Origin of the sequence: Dyadobacter sediminis (assembly GCF_005860765.1) — a bacterium.
Classification (GTDB): Bacteria; Bacteroidota; Bacteroidia; order Cytophagales; family Spirosomataceae; genus Dyadobacter; species Dyadobacter sediminis.
Genome location: NZ_VCEI01000011.1, coordinates 966,271 through 984,894, shown reverse-complemented (window position 1 = coordinate 984,894; position 18,624 = coordinate 966,271). Strand labels below are relative to the sequence as shown.

Below are 18,624 nucleotides of genomic sequence, written 5' to 3'. Positions count from 1 at the left end.
GAATTCTGCAATACTTACCGATTGATCAATGCGCAGTAAGTTCTTTAACCACAAAAAACGCGCCTTTATTCAAAATATACATAAAATAATTCTCTGTTTCAAGAAAAGCGATTTAAATTCTAAACAAAATACAAACATTTATAAGCAGTTACGTAGAAAATTCCCGAAATGTTGCCTTGGAAAACCGGAAAATCCGTCATTTTACAACGTTGTCAAATGTACTTTATACCATGCCTGAAATCATTCATTAATCGGCTATGCCGGGTAACCAGTTACATCAACAAATCGGATTAAAGCAACAATCCGGATTATCCGACATTGACTATATAACAGAAAAGTACGACAAAAATGCACAAGTAACTACAATTAATTTGTAGATTTTATTTTATGGGTAGCCTGTCAGGCTGCATTTGACAAAAATGGCCCCGCGTTATTGAAAATGCACAAAAATTTATATTTACATTTATAACTGGCATTATTGGAATTATTTGTCTGATTATCGCCTGGCATTGTAATCCCTTTTCAACTATTTAACCGGCAAGATGGGACAGCCCGCAGCAAGAGTAGGAGATATGCATGTCTGCCCGATGATTACAGCTTTGGTTCCCCACGTCGGAGGGCCAGTGATGCCGCCCGGCGTTCCTACGGTTCTGATCGGCGGAATGCCGGCAGCAACGGTGACAAGCCTTTGTACCTGCGCAGGGCCGCCCGACATGATTGCAGCGGGTTCCGGCACGGTACTGATCGGAGGAAAACCTGCTGCGAGGCTGGGCGATACGACGGCGCACGGCGGTACAATCCTGCTGGGCTGCATGACGGTGCTGATCGGGTAACGGTCTTGTATAAAGTACGTATTACCTCGGAAATCTGGCTGCATCTTTGACAGCATATTTTTTAATTTCCTCCATGTACGCCGGGTTGGTTTTATTGACGGCTTTTATATAATCCTTGTATTGCCAGATGAATTTTCTCGGGTAAACGTCGTCGGTGTATTCGTCTGTTGCTGATCGATTTTTGGATGCCGTGAGGGCAACCCGGTAGGTTTTCAGGGATGGAAAATCATGTGTGATGGCGTCCTGATTATTTGTTTTCAGCAAATCGCTGCCATCGCCGAATGACCATGTATATTCATCGCTGTATTGGGAATTGTTTTTAAACGTCATTCTGTATTTATGCTGTTCATCGCCTGAATAACTCGCAGTGAACCGTGCAAAAGGCGATTCGTCTACAGCAATTGTTACGGATTTGGAAGTATCCAGCTTGATGCCGTCCTTGTTGGATGCCGTCAGGCGCACGGTAAAATTTCCGCTGGCCGGGTACTGGATATTTTTGGCATCTTTTTCAGTGGTCGTTATGCCATTGCCAAGGTCCCAGGAATACTGATCGGCATAAACGGATCGGTTGATAAATGTAAGCTGGCACGGTGCCACGCATCCATTGTTCACTACTTCAAAGTCTGCTTGCGGAACAGGTTTGACCTCCAGTTTCTTTTCCGTACTTGCGGCATCCTCTTCTTTGCCGGCAGCCAGTTTTATCGTGTAAGTTCCGGCCTGTGTAAACAGATATTCCGGATATTGGCCTGTAACCGCCGTTTTTTGCAGAGAATCGCCGAAATTCCAGACCAGATTTTCAGCGTCGCCGGATTCTGCATAAAAGCTCGCAAGGCACGGCTGATAACAAGATGAAGTATCCTTTTTTTGCTTCATCAATGCATCCTGTACCCGGAAAGTAAAGTTTACTTCATTCTTATGAAAAAGCTTCGGAACAAGCCAGATTAACAACAATAAAACAATAGCGGCAACAGCGTATTTAAGGTATTTTGTAAAATCGGACTTCTTCTCTTTTCCATTTACCGGCGGAAACATCTGTTCCAGCCCTTTTTCAACTTTTCCCCAGGCTTCGTCCATTTTACCCTTTTCCCGGATCGGCTGTGCATCGTCCGGAAAAAAGTAGAATCCGGAATCGTAAGGAATGCTGTCGATAATGATTTCTATTATTTTGAGGTCTTTGTTCTGAAGGCTTTTAAGGTACTTTTCACCTTCTTCTTTAAACGGGATGATCTGGTTGGTCAGTAAAACGACGATGGCGTCGCCGGCAAGCAGGTTTTTTTCAGGAAGCGCCCATGCTGCGGCACCTTCCAGCGGGATAAAACTGCTGATCCGGTTTCCGGCTTTGAGGCGGATCAGTATTTCCTTCATGTAATCCACGTGTTGAACAGCATCGGAGGCATGAATCAGATAGACGTTGGGACGATTAGCCATATCAAGGATGAATTAAATTGTTCAGATAATCTCGTTGCTATTTCTGAGGAATCCTGTTCTGTGTAGCTTTCCTAAATTTAATCAGATAAAAAGGGGCATATATGTAAAATATCAACTATTTACTGTACGGTCATGCGCTTCGGGCCGGTTCAATCCGTAGAATGATGCAGCAAGCTGCCGGCCGCGTATAGCTGTGTCAGTTTAACTTTATTTTCACTGCCCAGAAGTCTGCATTGCCGAAACTTGCGGCTTGCTTGTTCGCATCTTCAGGTGAACTGGAATCCCCGCATAAAAGGTAACTTCCGTCTTTCAGTTTTATAATGACATTGATCGTGTCATCTTCTTTGCCGCCAAAGGTTACGTCCATCAATTTCTTTCCGGTTGAGTCCACTTTTACAATCCATCCATCCAGTTTGCCGTTATTCGGCGCGCTTTTTGTCTGCGATGAATCCGAGGCCGACTGTCCGCCAAGCAGCAATCCGCCGCTGACCGGCGAAATGAACAACAATTTATCTTCTTCGGGTCCGCCATAGGTTTTATCCCACAACTTGTCTCCGTCACCGGAATATTTGCCGACGTAGAAATCATTTTTGCCCAGATTTCTGGCCATGCCCATGCTTTTGGAGCCGGTACCGCCATGGGAATCCGAAGGACCGCCGATCAGCAGCGAACCGTCAAAAGCCGATGTGAATGCTTTATCCACTGCTGAACCGCCGAGGCTGTACTCGGCCAGTTTGTCGCCTTCTTCATTTACTCTGACAATCCAGTAATCTTCCTGGCCGTAATCCTGTGCTGTTTTGCCATCCTGATCCTTGGCCGAAAGAGAATAGCCGGAAAGCATGATTTGCCTGTTGTTTTTATCATACGCCATGCTGAAAAGAAAATCGTAATCTGTGCCGCCAAAGCTTTTGTCCCACAATCGCTGGCCCTGCGCATCGGTTCTGACGATCCAGTAATCACTGCTTTTGGCGGGCGCTGTCTTGTCCGGTGCGGGTTGGGAGTTGGAATAGCCGCCGAGGAGAAAACCATTCTGTACCGGGATTATATCCTCGATGATATCCGTGGTTGTACCGCCGTAGGTTTTATCCCAGAGCTGATTGCCGTTGCTGTCCATTTTTACAAGCCAGAAATCGCATTCGCCCAGCAGAGCAGCCGTTTTGCCGGTTTCTGCCGCAGAATAGCTCAGTCCTCCCAGCAGATAACCGCCTGGCACGGTTACGATAGTGGTTAGAAACTCATCCTGTGTGCCGCCGAAATTTTTTTCCCATTCCTTGGTCCCGTCGGCGGTAATCTTTACAACTTTAAAATCAGACTTTCCGTTGGTCGGATCGGAGCTGGACGATCCCGCCAGCAGGGCGCCTCCGTCCGGAGTTGCCACCGCAGAGGTAATACTTTCGACACCCGCCCCGCCGTAAGTAAATTCGCCCAGTTTTTCATAAGGTTTGGTTTCGGCAGTAGTCTCGGTTTCCACGGCTGCGTCGTCGTACACGGACAAGTAATCGGGCGGTGATAAAAGCCACCGGATGATCAAGAAGAGTACAAGTGCTGTGGCAGCGTAAAGAAGGTATTTCCTGTAGTTGACCGGTTTTTTGCCGGCAGTGTATAGCTGTTCCAGCCTGCTTTTGATATGGGTCCAAACGCTGTCCATATCGGCCTGTTCCCGGATCGGCTGAAGGTCTTCCGGAAGGATCATGAAGTTTTTATCGAACGGTATGCTGTCAATGATGATTTCAACCAGTTTCAGCGACCGGTTTTTGGCTGCCAGATCCGACATCCGTTTTTCCACGGCTTCTTTCAGCCCTTCGGTGGCGGTAAATCCATTGCTGAGTAAAATAATGACCATGTCATTTTCCCTGATGTTTTCTTCCGGAAGCGCATAATTCTGATTACTGTCCAGTGATACAAAATCACCGATGGAACGCTTGCTTGCCAGTTCCTGTAAAATTTTCTTCAGCCTGGACAAATGTTGTGGGGCATCTGATGCGTGAACCAGATAGATAGTAGGCAGATGGAGCATGTTAAATGTTTTTTACTGAGTGATTTACCGTATAATAAAAATCGGAAATTTATATTGATATAGCCTACTCTTGTAAATAAATTTATAACTTACAGTTCTATCTTTTCAACCGGATCTGTCTATGATTTATCCTGCACTTAAAGCGATTGCGGAGCGGCTGAACAAATCCATTTACGGTAAATGGGGAGATACGATCAACGGCACCGGTGACATTGTCCAGCTGAACAATATTGCCAGCATCAGCGAAGAAAAAAATGATCTTCAGAACAGGATTATCATCACGCTCATTAAAATTGAAGAAGAAGCCAGCCTTAAGAATACCGCGTTTTACTCCGGAATAGCCGAACGGAAAAAAGAAAAGGAAGCAAGAAAGTTTAACCCGCCTGTATTTCTCAATCTGTACCTGCTGGTTTCTGTAACCAAAAAGAACTACGCCGAATCGCTGCAGTTGCTTTCGGATACCATCGTTTTTTTTCAGGCACACAAAAATTTTCAGGTAGGAGATCCTCAAGACGAACAGCAACCGGAACAAAAGGTAACACTGGAACTGCACGACATCGGTTTTCAGGAAGCCTTCGACATGTGGAGCAGCCTGGGCAGCAAACAGATACCGTCTGTGATGTACAAAATGCGGTTGCTGGAACTGGTGGATACCCAGGAAAGTACGGCCATGCCGGTGATCCTGTCTTCAAACAGTACTTTCGGGGAATTTGAAGGAAGAAACCGAGACGGCGTGCCGCAAAGAAACAGCTCGGAGACAGTGATTTACCGTCCGGACAACAATTGAAAAAAGTTTGTATGACCTGAAAGGAAACGTATGCTATAAATCAGCCGGTTGTGAAATAGTATTCTATAGCAATCTGCTTCATGGAGCTGCGAATTGGATGACCTGTTGAAAGTAACTATTTATTGTTTCATTCATATATCAATCTGAATACATTCAATGGCAATTGTAACAAAAACTCCGGGGGTATATATTGAGGAAGTACCGCTGTTTCCTCCTTCTGTCGCAGCGGTGGACACTGCCGTGCCTGCTTTCATAGGTTATACCGATACACGGCCGGGTGACGGCGAAATCCATGCAGTCAAGATCCGGACGCTGATGGAATTTGAGCAGAAGTTCTGTAACTGGGACGACTGGAAACTTAAATACAATGTTCAGGACAATACCTGGGAAGAGAGTTTTTCCAGAAATGAGCTGTATTATCACCTGCAGTTGTATTTTGCCAATGGCGGCGGAAAGTGCTACATCGCTTCACTGGGTCCCAGAAAGGGTGCGGGTGTCGAAAAAAAAGACTTTCAGGATGCTTTGACGGTCATAGAAAAAGAAGATGAGCCCACGCTTATTCTGGCGCCCGAAGCGGTCCAGCTTCCTTATGCCGATTATCTGGAATATTATCAGCAGGCACTTGCCCAGGCTGCAAAGCTGATGGACCGTTTTGTGATTATAGACATTCCTGAAACCGAGAAAGATGAAATTGAAAGTTTCCGCAACGGCCTGGGTGTCAATAATCTCAAATACGGTGCGGCTTATTATCCCTATCTGCAGACGTCCATTGCCAGATATGCTTCCCTGGATGATGAGGATATTTCATTGATAGAGCCGCCTGCTGCGGCCGCACCTCCGCCGCCAGCGGCTCCGGGCGAGGCGCCGCCAGCGGAAAGAAAGCCCAAGCCGCCCGTCACCGCTAAGATGGAGACAGGCAGTATCCGCCGTCAGGAAATACTGCTCAGGCTTAAATCCGAAATGATGGTGCTGCCGCCAAGTGCGGCCATAGCGGGTGTATTTGCCAATGTGGATGCAACCCGGGGTGTCTGGAAAGCGCCTGCGAATGTTAGCCTGAATGCAGTAAGCGGCCTTACGCGCAAGATTTCTCATGAGGAGCAGGCCGAGCTCAACGTGCATGCAGAAGGCGGAAAGTCGATCAACGCAATCCGTGCGTTTACCGGGCTTGGTATTCTGGTCTGGGGAGCAAGGACGCTGGCGGGCAATGACAATGAATGGAAATATGTGAACGTCCGCCGGTTCTATAATTTCGTGGAAGAATCGATTAAAAAGGCCACGCAGGTATTCATTTTTGAACCGAACGATGCCAATACGTGGGTGCGGATCAGTACGATGATAGAAAATTTTCTGACCAATCTGTGGCGGCAGGGAGCGCTGGCCGGCGCTGCTGCCGGGGACGCATTTTACGTACGGATAGGGCTTGGCGTTACCATGAGCAGCGAGGACATTCTGAACGGTATCCTGAATGTAGAAATCGGCCTTGCCGTCGTTCGGCCCACCGAATTTCTGGTGCTGCGCTTCACGCACAAAATGCAGGAAATCTGATCTTTTCCTAATCCATAACAAGTCATTGTCAAGAACTAGCTGAGACTACTATTCCACACCAAATGCTCAATGCCAATTTTTACATTCCTGTCGGCTGAAAGCTAAAAGCCAATCGCTAAAAGCCAACAGCAACTTACATTATAAACCTCAAATAGCATGGCGAACGAATATCCATTGCCCAAGTTTCACTTTCAGGTGGATTGGGGCGGGTCAAAAATGGCTTTCACAGAAGTAACCGGTCTGGATATGGAACGGGAAATCATTGAATACCGCGAAGGTTCCAGCAAGGAATACTCCAAACTGAAAATGCCGGGACTGGCCAAATACAGCAACATAACGCTGAAAAGAGGGTCGTTCAAGGGCGACAACGAATTCTATAAATGGTGGGCCGAAAACAAGCTGGAAACCGTAAAGCGGAGAGATATTACGATCAGTCTGCTCAATGAAGAACATCAGCCTGTTATTTCGTGGAAAATCAAGAATGCCTGGCCGTCCAAAGTGCAGGCAACCGAGCTGAAATCGGATGACAACAGCGTCGCCATTGAAACCATGGAAGTTGTACACGAAGGAATAACCACGGAATAAATGGAAAAAGCATATTACCCGCCGGTCGCATTTCATTTTTCGGTGGAGTTTGAAGGGCTGCCCGCCGGCACGGATTCCAGTTTTCAGGAGGTAAGCGGACTGTCGCAGCATGTGGCTACGGAAGATTATGCCGAGGGCGGCGAAAACCGGTTTGCGCATAAGCTCCCGAAAGGGACAACTTACGATAACCTGGTTCTGAAACGCGGCATTATCAAAGATTCCCGTATTACAGGCTGGTGTACAAAAGCCATGGAGGAAATGGATTTTGAGCCTAAAAACCTCACCGTAAACCTGCTGAATGAAGAACATAAAAAGCTTTGCACCTGGAATCTGGTGCATGCCATACCCGTAAAATGGTCGTGCTCCGGCCTGAATGCGGAAAGCAGCGGACTGCTCATTGAAACACTTGAACTCAATTACCATTATTTTACCTTCAAACAGCACTGAAATGCCGATTGAAATACGGGAACTGATCATCCGGGCCACGGTGGAAAATCAAGCAGTAAATAAAAATGCACCTGAGCCGGCGGCACAAAATGGTGCGGATTTCCTTTTGGAAGACCGGATCGTGGCGCGGTGTATGGAGCAAGTGCTGGAATATTTGCGGATGCAGAGAGAAAGATAACCATGACCGACTCGAACAAGCTTCAGATCATTGTCTACAAAGATGACCGCTTTCAGGACAAAGTGGATTCCATTTCTGTTCCGGTAAATCCTGCCCGGTTCAGCAGGAAGCTGAACATCCGGTACAATGAAGAACAGGAGCAGGGAACACACGGCAGCAATCCGACTTTCAACAAAACACCCTCGGAGGAAATCCAGCTTGAATTCCTGTTTGACGGAACCGGCGTGATCAGTGGTAAAAAGAATGTCAGGGACGAGGTTGCCAAATTCAAGGAAGCAGTTTACAACTTCGACGGAGAAATTCACCGTCCCAAATTCCTGAAACTGCTATGGGGCGAGCTGTCGTTCAACTGCGTACTTAAGGAGCTGAAAATAGATTATACGCTATTTAAACCGGACGGAACGGCATTGCGGGCGATCCTGAGCACCAAGTTTGTGGCAGTAGTGGAAGAGGAGCTGCGCGCCAAGAAAATGCGTACAAGTTCTCCGGACCTGACGCATGTCCGGTATGTAAAGGAAGGCGACACACTGCCGTTGATGACTTACCGGATATACGGTAATGCCGCGTTGTATATTCAGGTGGCAAAATTCAACGGCATCAGCAATTTCAGAAATCTTACGCCTAACATGCGCATTGTTTTTCCGCCTTTGAATCCATGAACCGAAACCTGGCTGAATGAGTCGGACCCGAAGGTTTGATGAAGTCATTATTATTTGTATGCTGATGAAGAGTGTTACGAGTTACAAAATCAGGATCAACGGCGAGGAATTTGCCGACAGCTATAAGGTGAAAAGTATTGTGACGTTCCATGAAGCCAACAGGGTACCGCGTGCCAGACTGATCCTGCTGGACGGAAATGTAAGCAGGCAGGATTTTGAGCTCAGCAGCAAGGATTATTTCAAACCGGGTGCCAAAATTGAAATTGACCTTGGTTATGAAGGCAATGCAGACAACGTTTTTAAAGGAATAGCCGTAAGGCATAGCATCCGAATCAGGGAATCCGGTGAATCACAACTGGAAATAGAATGCAAGCATGCCGTGGTAAGGCTGACTACGGTCCGGAAAAGCCGGTATTTCAGCAATGCAAGCGACAAAGATGCCGTTTCACAGATCCTGGACGATGCAGGCATTCATTATACCATGGACGGAATGGAAGATATCAGGCATTTGCAGCTGGTTCAGTACGACAGCACTTCCTGGGATTTTATTCTGTCGCGGGTGGAAGCATGCGGCTGCATGATGCTGTTTGATCAGGAAAAGCTTACGGTTTCAAAACCTTCTATGGATGGTACCGATGCACTCACTTGTCAGTATGGCGTCAATGTACTGGCATTCGACGGTCTGATCGATTCGGAAGATCAGTTTTCAGCCGTGGAAAGTACGGCGTGGTCACCGTCCGAGCAGGAAATCGTTGTGACCGAAGAAACTGCTGAATTTATTAACGAAATCGGAAACCTGACTTCCGGACAACTTTCCGGCGTGCTGAACCCGGATCCATACGCATTAACCGGCGGTGACGGAACGCCGCTGGAAGAACTCAAAGCCTGGACAAAGGCCAAAGCAACGAAAAGCGCGCTTTCCAAAGCAACGGGAACGGTACGCATCCGCGGAAACGCATCTGTTTTTCCGGGTAAAATAATCCGGCTTGCAGGCCTGGGCGACCGGTTCAATGGCCGCGCCTATGTAACGGGAATCAGGCATGAGCTGAACAATGGCAGCTGGACTTCCGACATTCAGTTTGGCTGGTCGGATAACAAGTACGGGCAACAAAAGGAATTCCGTGCGGCGGCCGACGGGATGCTGCCTGCCATTTCAGGTTTGCATACGGGAACTGTCACTGCGCTGGAAGGCGATCCTGACGGTGAGTTTCGTGTAAAGATAAAACTGGCTGCTTCCGCAAATGACGTGGAAGGAATCTGGGCGCGTGTTGCCCATGTTTCTGCGGGCAGTCAGTACGGATTTTTCTTTTACCCTGAAATCGGAAATGAAGTGATTGTAGGTTTTCTGAACGACGATCCGCGCAAAGCCATCGTCATCGGTGCATTGTACAGCAGCGCCAACGCACCGGCTTTGAAAGTAACGGATAAAAATGTCCGGAAAGGCAACTTTACAAAAAGCAACATGAGCATGATCTGGGACGATGAAAAAAAGGCTGTCGCCATTTCCACGCCCGCCGGAAACAGCATTGAAATCAATGAAGAATCAGGAAAGCTCACGATCACCGACAAAAACCAAAACCGGATTGAAATGAATGAAAAAGGTATTTCCATTGAAAGTTCCGGCAATCTCAGGATTCGTGCAAAAACCGGAATCGAAATAGAGGGCGTGAACATTTCAAACAAGGCAAAAGGCAAATTTGTTGCCGAGGCCGATGCCGGCGCAGAAATCAGAACCAAGGCAATCGCCGTATTGAAAGGATCATTGGTGCAGATTAACTGACCGCTTAAAAGCGCATCGAATTAACAATCCGTTCTGAAATAGCGTGCAAATGATGACAGACGATTCAGGCTTCCTGGGTAATGGCTGGGCTTTTCCACCCGGATTTTCGCTGTACGACGGCGAGGCAATTATGGCTGCGGGCGAAGAGGATATCCGGCAATCGCTGCGAATCCTGCTTTCCACCCGTCCCGGCGAACGCGTCATGCAGCCGCAGTTCGGGTGCAATCTTCAGAGCTTCGTCTTTGAAAAGATAAATACAACCACCATCACGTATTTGCGGGATACGATCGAAACGGCTATTCTTTATCACGAACCCAGAATCGTGCTGGAAGAAATAAACGTGAGTGACCGTTCGGCTCCGGACGGTGCCCTGGTTTTTGACATTGTTTACATCATCAGTGCAACCAATTCGCGGTCCAACATGGTATTTCCGTTTTACATGCATGAAGCCAGCAATGTGGGTATAAACGCAGTCAGGCCATGAGTCAGGGTACGAATCAAAAGGACAGGATTGCGGATGCCCGCGCTTTGATGCCTGATTATTTCAGGAGGGATGCAAGGACTATGTCCGAAATCTATGCTGAAACGCGCAGGCTTGCCGAAGCAGTTATTTTTTACCCGGATGAAGCCGGTTCAACACGCGATAACTGGTCTGCTTTCTTTAAGGAACTGGATGAAAAGGTACTTTCGGAGAATTATCGTGAAGGGGATGTGTCTCCACATCTTGCACTATTCCTTACTTTCCTGAATCTGTACAAATACCTTCAGAACGACCTCAATGCGCTTGTTTCTGCTCATCTTGACTTTTTTTACCGCCATGTACTGGGTTTAAAGGATATTTTGCCGCAGGCGGACCGCATCTATATTTTCCCGGAACTCGCCAGAAATGTGCAGCAGTTTGCTATACCCGCAGATTCGAGAATTACAGCCGGAAAAGATGAGGTCGGAAACAATATCCTGTTTACAACGGAAAAGGAAACGGTTATTTCACTCGTAAAACTGACCGGCTTTAAATCCGTCTACAATCCGAAAGAAACAGGACAAAATATACGATCCTTTCCGGAATCCAATGTGGACCCTGGCGAAGACAAGCAGGGCTGGCATCCGTTTGGTGCGGAAAACGATGGAGAAAATACAACAATCGGCTGGGCATTGAGTTCGCCTGTTCTATTGTTGAAAGAAGGAACGCGAACAGTCAGCATTACTTTTTCGCAGCTCAGTACAGACTCGGACATTAACCCTGGCTATGGAATGCTCACTGCGGATCTGTTTGAAATGCAGTTTACAACAGCCGGTAAATGGTTCTCCTCAAAGCTGAATGACGCCCCCGTTTTCAATGGTGGAAACTATTCCTTTGTAACCGTTCTGGATGAAACGGCACCCGCCGTTTCCGGCTTTGATCCGGCTGTACACGGATATGCAATAAACGCAAAGGAATGGCCGGTTGTACGTGTCAGGCTCAGGAAAACGGATGCATCTGTTTATCAGTTTCTCCGCTCCGTCCGATTCGGCAGGATCGATATGCATGTCAGCTGTGAAAATGCAGCTTCGGTTCTCCTGAGCAATGATTACGGAGTGCTTGATGCCGGTAAGGCAAGCCAGGCTTTCGGGTTCAGCCCGGTAGTCGGTTCCAGTCTGTACATTGGTCTGGAAGAAATTTTTTACAAGCCGCTTCTTTCGCTTAAAGTCAACATGGCATGGAAAGGAATTCCGGAAGAGGGTTTTCCCATTTATTACGAGGGTTATACCGGCGATACCAACAGTCTGGTGAAAAGCAATAACGATTTTAAAGTCAGCGCATCCGTCCGCAGCTGCAAGGAATGGAAAAGCATTGCCGCTTCTGAAAACGAAGTTAGTTTTCCGGTTTTTCAGCAGCCAATGGAATTTAATGTAGCCCGTTATTTTGAAAACAAGCAAAGTTCGCTGGCCGGCTGGGAAAATGAAGACGGTTTGCTGTGCCTTTCCATCAGTTCTCCGGACAAAGCATTCGGACATGCGCTCTTCCCGAGGGTACTTACCAGAGCCAGCATTCAGCAGGCGCAGGGTAAAGACGTGCAGATTCCCAACGAGCCTTACACACCTGTGATGGAGTCAGTGCGGCTGTCTTACACGGCAGCCGAATGCCTGCATATCGGCGATCAGAAAGCGGGTATGCAGTTTTATCATATAGAGCCATTCGGCATTCGTTCGGTTTTGCCCGGCATGTTTACAGACGGAAATTTTCCGGCCCTGCTGACGGATTCTGTGCAGAATTCAGGGTACTTGTACATTGGCCTGAAAGGGATTGAACCTCCGCTTCAGATCAGTCTGTTCTTTGCCATTATGGAAGAAAGTACGGCTGCCAAAGGGACCGTCACTTTTTCCTTTGCCGAACTGGATAGCTGGAAGGATTTTCTGCCCAACCAGATTTTGTCAGACACCACAACGGGATTGCAGCAGACGGGTATCCTTACCCTGCAGCTTCCGGAAACCATTTCCATGCATAATCCGGCGATGCCCGCCGGACAGTACTGGCTGCGTATTTCGGTTCAGGAAAATGCAGCCAATTTTGACCGGATCACGGAAATCAGGCCCAATGCAATCAGGGCAAAAAGAGAAATGGAGTCGGTGCCGGTCACTTATAATCTGAATAAACTGCCCCCCGGATCGGTTCAGTCCTTTTTGCCGGCAATCCGGGAAATCAGAAAGACAGAACAGCCGTACCCGTCCTTTTCAGGCAGACCGGATGAAACAAATCAGGCCCGTTTCGTGCGAATCAGTGAAATGCTCCGGCACAAGAACAAAGCGGTTACAGCATGGGATTTCGAACATCTTGTGCTGGAAAACTTTCCCGAAATATATAAGGTGAAATGCATCCGGCACAGCAGTTCCGGATCAGACCGCGTGCAGCCCGGACATGTACATATCATTGTCATTCCCAGGATCATGCATGCCGAACGGCGCAGGTTGTTCAGGCCCGTTGCAGGACAGAATCTGCTGAACAGCATCGACCGATTTGTAGATTCCGTAAAATCCCCGCAAGTACAGGCGGAGGTTACCAATGCCGCTTTTGTCGAGATTAAAATTGTGGCACAGATCAGTTTCAGGCATCGGATGGAAGCAGGTTTTTACATTAATAAACTGCAGAAAGAGCTGGAAGATTTTCTTTCCCCGTGGGCATTCCGGGAAGACATGGAAGTTCAGCTCGGAAGCAAGCTTCATTTGTCATCCGTAATCAGCTTTATTGAAACAAGGGAATACATCAATTTTATAGATCGCATCAGCTGGGAAAAAAACGGGGAGACCGTCCGCGATCAGGAAATCATCCTCGACCAGAAATCGGTGGTGGTATCGTCCGGAAAGCATGAACTTAAATCCGTGATTGCAGAAACGGTTCCTTACCAGAATTACAGGGGAATCGGACAAATGTTGATCGATATCAATTTTGAAGTGCAGTAAAACCAAGCCAATATGTCTGCCAAAATAGCCAAAACAGCCCTGAAGGAATATTTCAAAAGTGGTAAAAGGCCCAATGAAGAGCAGTTTCACCAGCTTATAGATTGTTCTTACAACGAGGATGTTGCCTACACTTCCTTCGTGTCCGGCTATCATGTGCTTGTAAACTCCGAAGAGGCAAGGATCATCCGAAGGCAGGGCGGAGATACCATGCTGGTTCCTGTTTTCAAGAATCTGAACGGCCAGATTACGAGAATTTACAATTATTCCTTGCCCGCCTGTAATCTCGGCGCAGATCTTCAGCTTTCAAAAATCGAATGGAATCTGCAGCTGCCGCCTATGGGACCGCTGGAAGTAGTGGAAAGCGAATCGCCGCCCACCAGAAAAACGATCCATCTTGAAATCGGCATCCGGATGGACATCTTTAACGGATATGAAAAAATCATTTCGCAGAATCTGGAAATAAAAACAGGAAAGCAGGCGATTGAAGTAAAGTTTGATCCGAAACCACAGGAAAACTGGCATGGCCTTTCCGTCGACATCCTATTTGATTACAATATGAAAGTACCCATTCCCTTTCCAAGCAGTTTTTATCAGTCCGAAGCATATAACAAGCTGCTTTTGACAGGTTTTGGCGGTTTGGGTTTTACGTTTTCTTCAAGATGATATCCCTATGATCCCGGTTAACGGCATATCAAAACAACCGTTTGAAAATCCGTCCCTCAATTTTTACAAATTAAGGGAAGAGGGATTGTCGATGATCCGTGCGCTTTCCGGCAAGCGCTGGACGGACCATAACCTGCACGATCCGGGCATTACAACGCTGGAAGTACTTTGCTATGCATTGACCGATCTGGGTTACCGGACCGAGCTAGTGAAGGAAATTTTTGAGTCGGGAAAGGCGATTTCGCCGGAATTTACAGATCGGTATTTCTTTCATAAAACAGAACTTTTCCCCAGTGCTCCGCTCACTGCCGATGACTTCGAAAGGAAAGTGGAGGAAAGCCCCGAAGTGCTGCTCGCGTGGTTTACAAAATCGGCAATCATCCACAATGGCCATGCGGCCAGAGGCGCGTATGAAATCGCCGTGATGCTTCGGCCGCATCCCGAGCTGGGCGAGCTGAACACAGACGGCATCCAGCTTTCTCTCGACGACGGCCAAACCGGGATGGACATTGTCTTCTTTACGGAAGAAAACCGCAGAATGGAATGGAGCAGTATAGACAAGGTGCTGGATTGCAAATGGGACCGCTCGAAAGAAGATAATCTTTTTGTGTATGAAAAATACAATTTCCAGATCCTGATGATGCTGGAAGTCGTTTTTGCCGGCCAGACAGAAGCAGAGAAAAGTCCGGTGCAGGTCAAGGCACGCGGAAGTATTTACTCCGGACTGTCATTCGGTACACTTCATTATTTTGATGATTACCAAACACATATCATAGCCAAGCTGGAAAGTACGGAGTTTATTCAGGAACTGAACAACCTACTGTTGAGGGAAAAGAACAAGCAGCAGATTCTGCTGGATATTCACCGGTTCATTCTTCCGTTCCGGAATCTTTGCGAGGATTTCATATCGTTCCGGATTGTGAACAGTCAGGAAATCAAAATTGATCTTGAAGTCATTCTTAAGAACAGCACGGACGATCCGGATGCGGCGATCAGCGACATATTTTACCAGCTTGATTTATTTCTGTTCCGGATTGTAAAAGAATCCAAGCGAAATGATTCCGCTTCCAGAAACAATATCCTTTACGCATCCAATCTGATTGAAGAAATTATCACAAAAGTGAAAGAAGTGGAAGCGGCAAAGATCAGAAACATGAATTTGTACATTGACGGCGTTCCAACGATTCCGCTTGGCGAAGAAGCCGTTTTTGAAAATCTTGAATTACATCCCTTTACGTATTTTGCGCCGCGGTTCAGCAAACAAAAATCGTCGGTACGGATCATCCATTTCGGTGAAAAAGCCATTGATTGGAACCCGTCTGGCGAAAAGCCGGCATTCAGGCCGTCCATGGAAACGGTTTTACCGGATTGGCAGAAAGCGGAAACAAGTCCCGATCCCTCTGTCCGGAATGTCACGCTGCTGATGAAAGAAATTGCCGAATATGTATCCATTCAAAAGGATTTTCCTGAAAACTACAAGCTTGGCGAAGGAAAGCGTACAGGGCAGATTCCCGATCCGCAACAGGCAAAAATCCGGCAGTTCAAAGCGTATCTGTTCTTTTTTGAAAGATTGCTGATCGGTCATCTCGGGCAGCTTTCGGATTTGTCCATGCTATTTAATGTCAGAGACCAGAATCCTATGCTGGAAAATGAAATTGAAAAAGCCAGAAAAGCCATTCCTGAGCTGGACGAACTGGGTATGCTGGATGCGGACAAACTGAAAGAACTGGAAGCGGATTTCGGACACAGTACCAGCAGACAAACAAAGGTTGTAAACCACCTGCTTGCAAGATTTGCAACTACGGGCTCATTCGTGAGACTGTCCGGACCGGAAGCGTACAAGGAAACCGAGCGGCTTGAAAAACTGCGGATGCTGCTGCACGACGTTCCGCTGATCACACGCAACCGGGGCACCGGGCTGCCGCTGACCGCTGATGGAACGACCATCTGGGAACAGGATATGCTGTCCGGTTTTCAGAAAAGACTTTACCGGCTGACGGGCATCGACAATCCGGCCTTGAATCACCGGAAACTGAGCGGGGAAAAAGGAAATGACCTGGCGGGATTTTACCTGGTCGAACATATTTTGCTGATCGGGAAAAAGGGTGCAAACGAAGCCGAAAACAGGTTCAACAAATCGGCCGCACTGCTTTTCAATTATCTGGCGGCATTCATGCAGGAAAATTTGCCGGCGGACCCTTATTCTTTCCAGCTTACGGTCATTTTACCAAAATGGTATCCGGTATGGTTCGACAGAAAGAAATTTGTTGAAAATATGATTGCCGAAGAAGTTCCCGCGCACATTTTGCCTTATATCTGCTGGCTTGATTATAAGGAAATTGTTGAATTTGAAGCTTTGTATGAAAACTGGCTTGCAGATCTGTTACAGATTTATTTACCGGATAAATGAAACAGACGCACAAAATACAGAAACAAAGCCTATTACTGAGCTTCACGAATGAAGCAGAGGCCTTGTCATGGAACCGTTCTGCGTCCGAATTCAACCAGATGAACATTGTGCCGATGCTGGACAGGCTTTTTGATCAGTATGCGGGGAAAGAAGAATATTTTGAAATCGACAAGCTGGAAATAAACATCGGTTCCGTAACGAAAGAGAGCTTCCTGCCGGAGCTGGAGAAAGCGCTGGAAAGAAAGCTGAGCAGCATATTCCAAGGCCGCCCGATCATTGAAACTTATCCTGAAACGGTGCAGACGCAACGGCATTTCTCCAGAGCCATAAAAAACCGGAATAGCGAAGCCGCATCACATGCGGACGGTGCCGAAAGCAGCCACTGGACGGATACTTTCAGTTATTTTCTGGATTACGGGATTTTGCCGTGGAACAGCCGTGTGCAGACGATTAAGTTGTTACAAAAACAAATGACGGTTGTCATTTCCCGGAACGGACCTGAAAAACTGCATGGCTTACGGCAGCAATTGTTGAACAGGCCGGCAAGGAAAAGACTTTACAACCAGTTTACGGCTGATTTTAATTCTCAGGTTCTGTGCGGGCTTTTTGTTTCCGAATACAAATTGCTTTCAAAACTATATAACGAACTCACTGCCATCCTTACAAAGGACATTCAGAATGAGGTAATTGAAAGTAAACTCCGGAACAAAAATGACCGGTACGAAATAGTAAAATGGATGAGTCTGAAAGCATCTTCAAAACCGGATGTTTGGCCATTGGAATACATTGATTTTTTTGTCACAACCGTTTTCCGGAAAGATCCGCAGCAGGCACATGAACTTCTGAATAGTGCTGTACAACTTTCCAAGCACCGCCGGAATACAGTTACATTACTGATTAAAAAGTACCTGAAAAACAAGGAGTTTGGCAGAAGCAGTAACTTTAAATCAAGGGAGAAAAGTCGTTTGAACAAGGGAAATAAAACTGCTGAAACGAGTTTGGGACTTACTTCGGAAAGTGAAAATCGGGAGGAAGGGAAGAAAGGATTAAGGAGGAAGGAGGAAGAGATTAAGGGGAAGGTAGGAGGAAGGGAGGAAGGTAAGATGGAGGAGGGAATGGAGGAGATGGGTGGAAGAGAGAGGAGCGAGCGTATTTCTTTGGAAACGGAGGGGGCGTTGCAATCTTTGGATGAGGAAAAAGGTAACTGGAGTAGTTTTTTGAATGGAACCGAACCTGAAACACGGGGAAGAGGTCAGGATGAGAGATTACGGAGCGATGGCGAAAAGGCGGGGAAGTTTACGACTAGGCAGTTTGAGGAAAGTGAATTTTTGGCTAAACCGGATTTTTACTATGCAAGTCATTCGGGTGTATTGCTGGCCTGGCCATATCTTTCGACCTTGTTCAGGATACTGGGTTTTACAAAGAATTCCGGGTTTAAAAATGAGCGTTCGCAGCATCGGGCCGTTCATTTGCTGGCTTATATGGCAACGGGAAAAGCACAGTCGGAAGAGCCGAAGTTGCTGATTGCCAAGCTCCTCTGCGGAATGCCGCTGCATATGCCTGTTGCGAAAAACCCAAGGCTGAAAAAGAAGGAAAAAAAAGAAGTCAATCTGATGCTTGAAAATCTGATTGCCAACTGGGCGATTCTGAAAAATACGTCGGTGCAAGGTTTGCGGTCGTCTTTTTTTGCACGGGAAGGAAAACTGAACCGTGAAAACGGACTGTGGAAAATCATTGTGGAGCAAAAAAGTTTTGACATGCTGCTCGATCATTTGCCTTATCCGATTTCGATCATCAAGTTGCCGTGGATGGATGAAATGCTGAAAGTGGACTGGATGTAACGTTTTAACTGCC

15 protein-coding genes are annotated in these 18,624 nt (G+C 47.0%); 13 read left to right on the top strand and 2 right to left on the bottom strand.

Annotated elements, in window-relative coordinates:
- Window positions 1-542 precede the first annotated feature (542 nt).
- Window positions 543-833, top strand: a complete 291-nt coding sequence (locus FEM55_RS04825) for a PAAR domain-containing contractile injection system baseplate protein (RefSeq protein WP_138280153.1) — start codon at window positions 543-545, stop codon at window positions 831-833.
- Between the two features lie 21 nt (window positions 834-854).
- Here FEM55_RS04825 and FEM55_RS04820 read toward each other — a convergent pair whose 3' ends face one another.
- Window positions 855-2,261 carry a PKD domain-containing protein gene (locus FEM55_RS04820; RefSeq protein WP_138280152.1) on the bottom strand — a complete coding sequence of 469 codons (1,407 nt, stop codon included), beginning with the start codon at window positions 2,259-2,261 and terminating at the stop codon, window positions 855-857.
- Window positions 2,262-2,457: 196 nt separating this feature from the next.
- Entirely contained in the window at window positions 2,458-4,278 is a 1,821-nt protein-coding gene (locus FEM55_RS04815; protein ID WP_138280151.1) for a hypothetical protein, read from the bottom strand.
- 121 nt (window positions 4,279-4,399) lie between these two features.
- On the opposite strand from FEM55_RS04815, the gene FEM55_RS04810 reads away from it, so the two are divergent.
- The 12 genes from FEM55_RS04810 to FEM55_RS04760 all read left to right on the top strand — a co-directional run bounded on the left by FEM55_RS04810 (window position 4,400) and on the right by FEM55_RS04760 (window position 18,611).
- Complete coding sequence (locus FEM55_RS04810; protein ID WP_138280150.1) at window positions 4,400-5,065, top strand: contractile injection system cap protein; 666 nt, start codon at window positions 4,400-4,402, stop codon at window positions 5,063-5,065.
- 156 nt (window positions 5,066-5,221) lie between these two features.
- Window positions 5,222-6,610: a contractile injection system sheath protein gene (locus FEM55_RS04805; protein ID WP_138280149.1), complete on the top strand. Its 1,389-nt coding sequence runs from the start codon at window positions 5,222-5,224 to the stop codon at window positions 6,608-6,610.
- 156 nt (window positions 6,611-6,766) lie between these two features.
- Complete coding sequence (locus FEM55_RS04800) at window positions 6,767-7,195, top strand: phage tail protein (RefSeq protein ID WP_138280148.1); 429 nt, start codon at window positions 6,767-6,769, stop codon at window positions 7,193-7,195.
- On the top strand, window positions 7,196-7,642 hold the full coding sequence (locus tag FEM55_RS04795; RefSeq protein ID WP_138280147.1) for a phage tail protein: 447 nt from the start codon (window positions 7,196-7,198) through the stop codon (window positions 7,640-7,642).
- Between the two features lies 1 nt (window position 7,643).
- A complete protein-coding gene (locus FEM55_RS24885; RefSeq protein WP_171036469.1) occupies window positions 7,644-7,820 on the top strand; it encodes a DUF5908 family protein in 177 nt (58 codons plus the stop codon).
- Between the two features lie 2 nt (window positions 7,821-7,822).
- Complete coding sequence (locus FEM55_RS04790; protein WP_138280146.1) at window positions 7,823-8,479, top strand: CIS tube protein; 657 nt, start codon at window positions 7,823-7,825, stop codon at window positions 8,477-8,479.
- A 16-nt stretch (window positions 8,480-8,495) separates the two neighbouring features.
- Window positions 8,496-10,259: a type VI secretion system tip protein VgrG gene (vgrG, locus tag FEM55_RS04785; RefSeq protein ID WP_138280145.1), complete on the top strand. Its 1,764-nt coding sequence runs from the start codon at window positions 8,496-8,498 to the stop codon at window positions 10,257-10,259.
- 49 nt (window positions 10,260-10,308) lie between these two features.
- Complete coding sequence (locus FEM55_RS04780; RefSeq protein ID WP_229209092.1) at window positions 10,309-10,743, top strand: gp25 family contractile injection system sheath assembly initiator; 435 nt, start codon at window positions 10,309-10,311, stop codon at window positions 10,741-10,743.
- Window positions 10,740-13,697 (top strand): baseplate J/gp47 family protein, encoded by a 2,958-nt coding sequence (locus FEM55_RS04775; RefSeq protein ID WP_138280144.1) that lies wholly within the window; start codon window positions 10,740-10,742, stop codon window positions 13,695-13,697. The genes FEM55_RS04780 and FEM55_RS04775 overlap by 4 nt, the downstream gene beginning before the upstream one ends.
- A 12-nt stretch (window positions 13,698-13,709) precedes the next feature.
- Window positions 13,710-14,360: a hypothetical protein gene (locus FEM55_RS04770; protein ID WP_138280143.1), complete on the top strand. Its 651-nt coding sequence runs from the start codon at window positions 13,710-13,712 to the stop codon at window positions 14,358-14,360.
- Window positions 14,361-14,367: 7 nt separating this feature from the next.
- Complete coding sequence (locus FEM55_RS04765) at window positions 14,368-16,770, top strand: hypothetical protein (protein WP_138280142.1); 2,403 nt, start codon at window positions 14,368-14,370, stop codon at window positions 16,768-16,770.
- Complete coding sequence (locus FEM55_RS04760; RefSeq protein ID WP_138280141.1) at window positions 16,767-18,611, top strand: contractile injection system tape measure protein; 1,845 nt, start codon at window positions 16,767-16,769, stop codon at window positions 18,609-18,611. Before FEM55_RS04765 ends, FEM55_RS04760 begins: the two co-directional genes overlap by 4 nt.
- The last annotated feature ends 13 nt before the right edge of the window (window positions 18,612-18,624 follow it).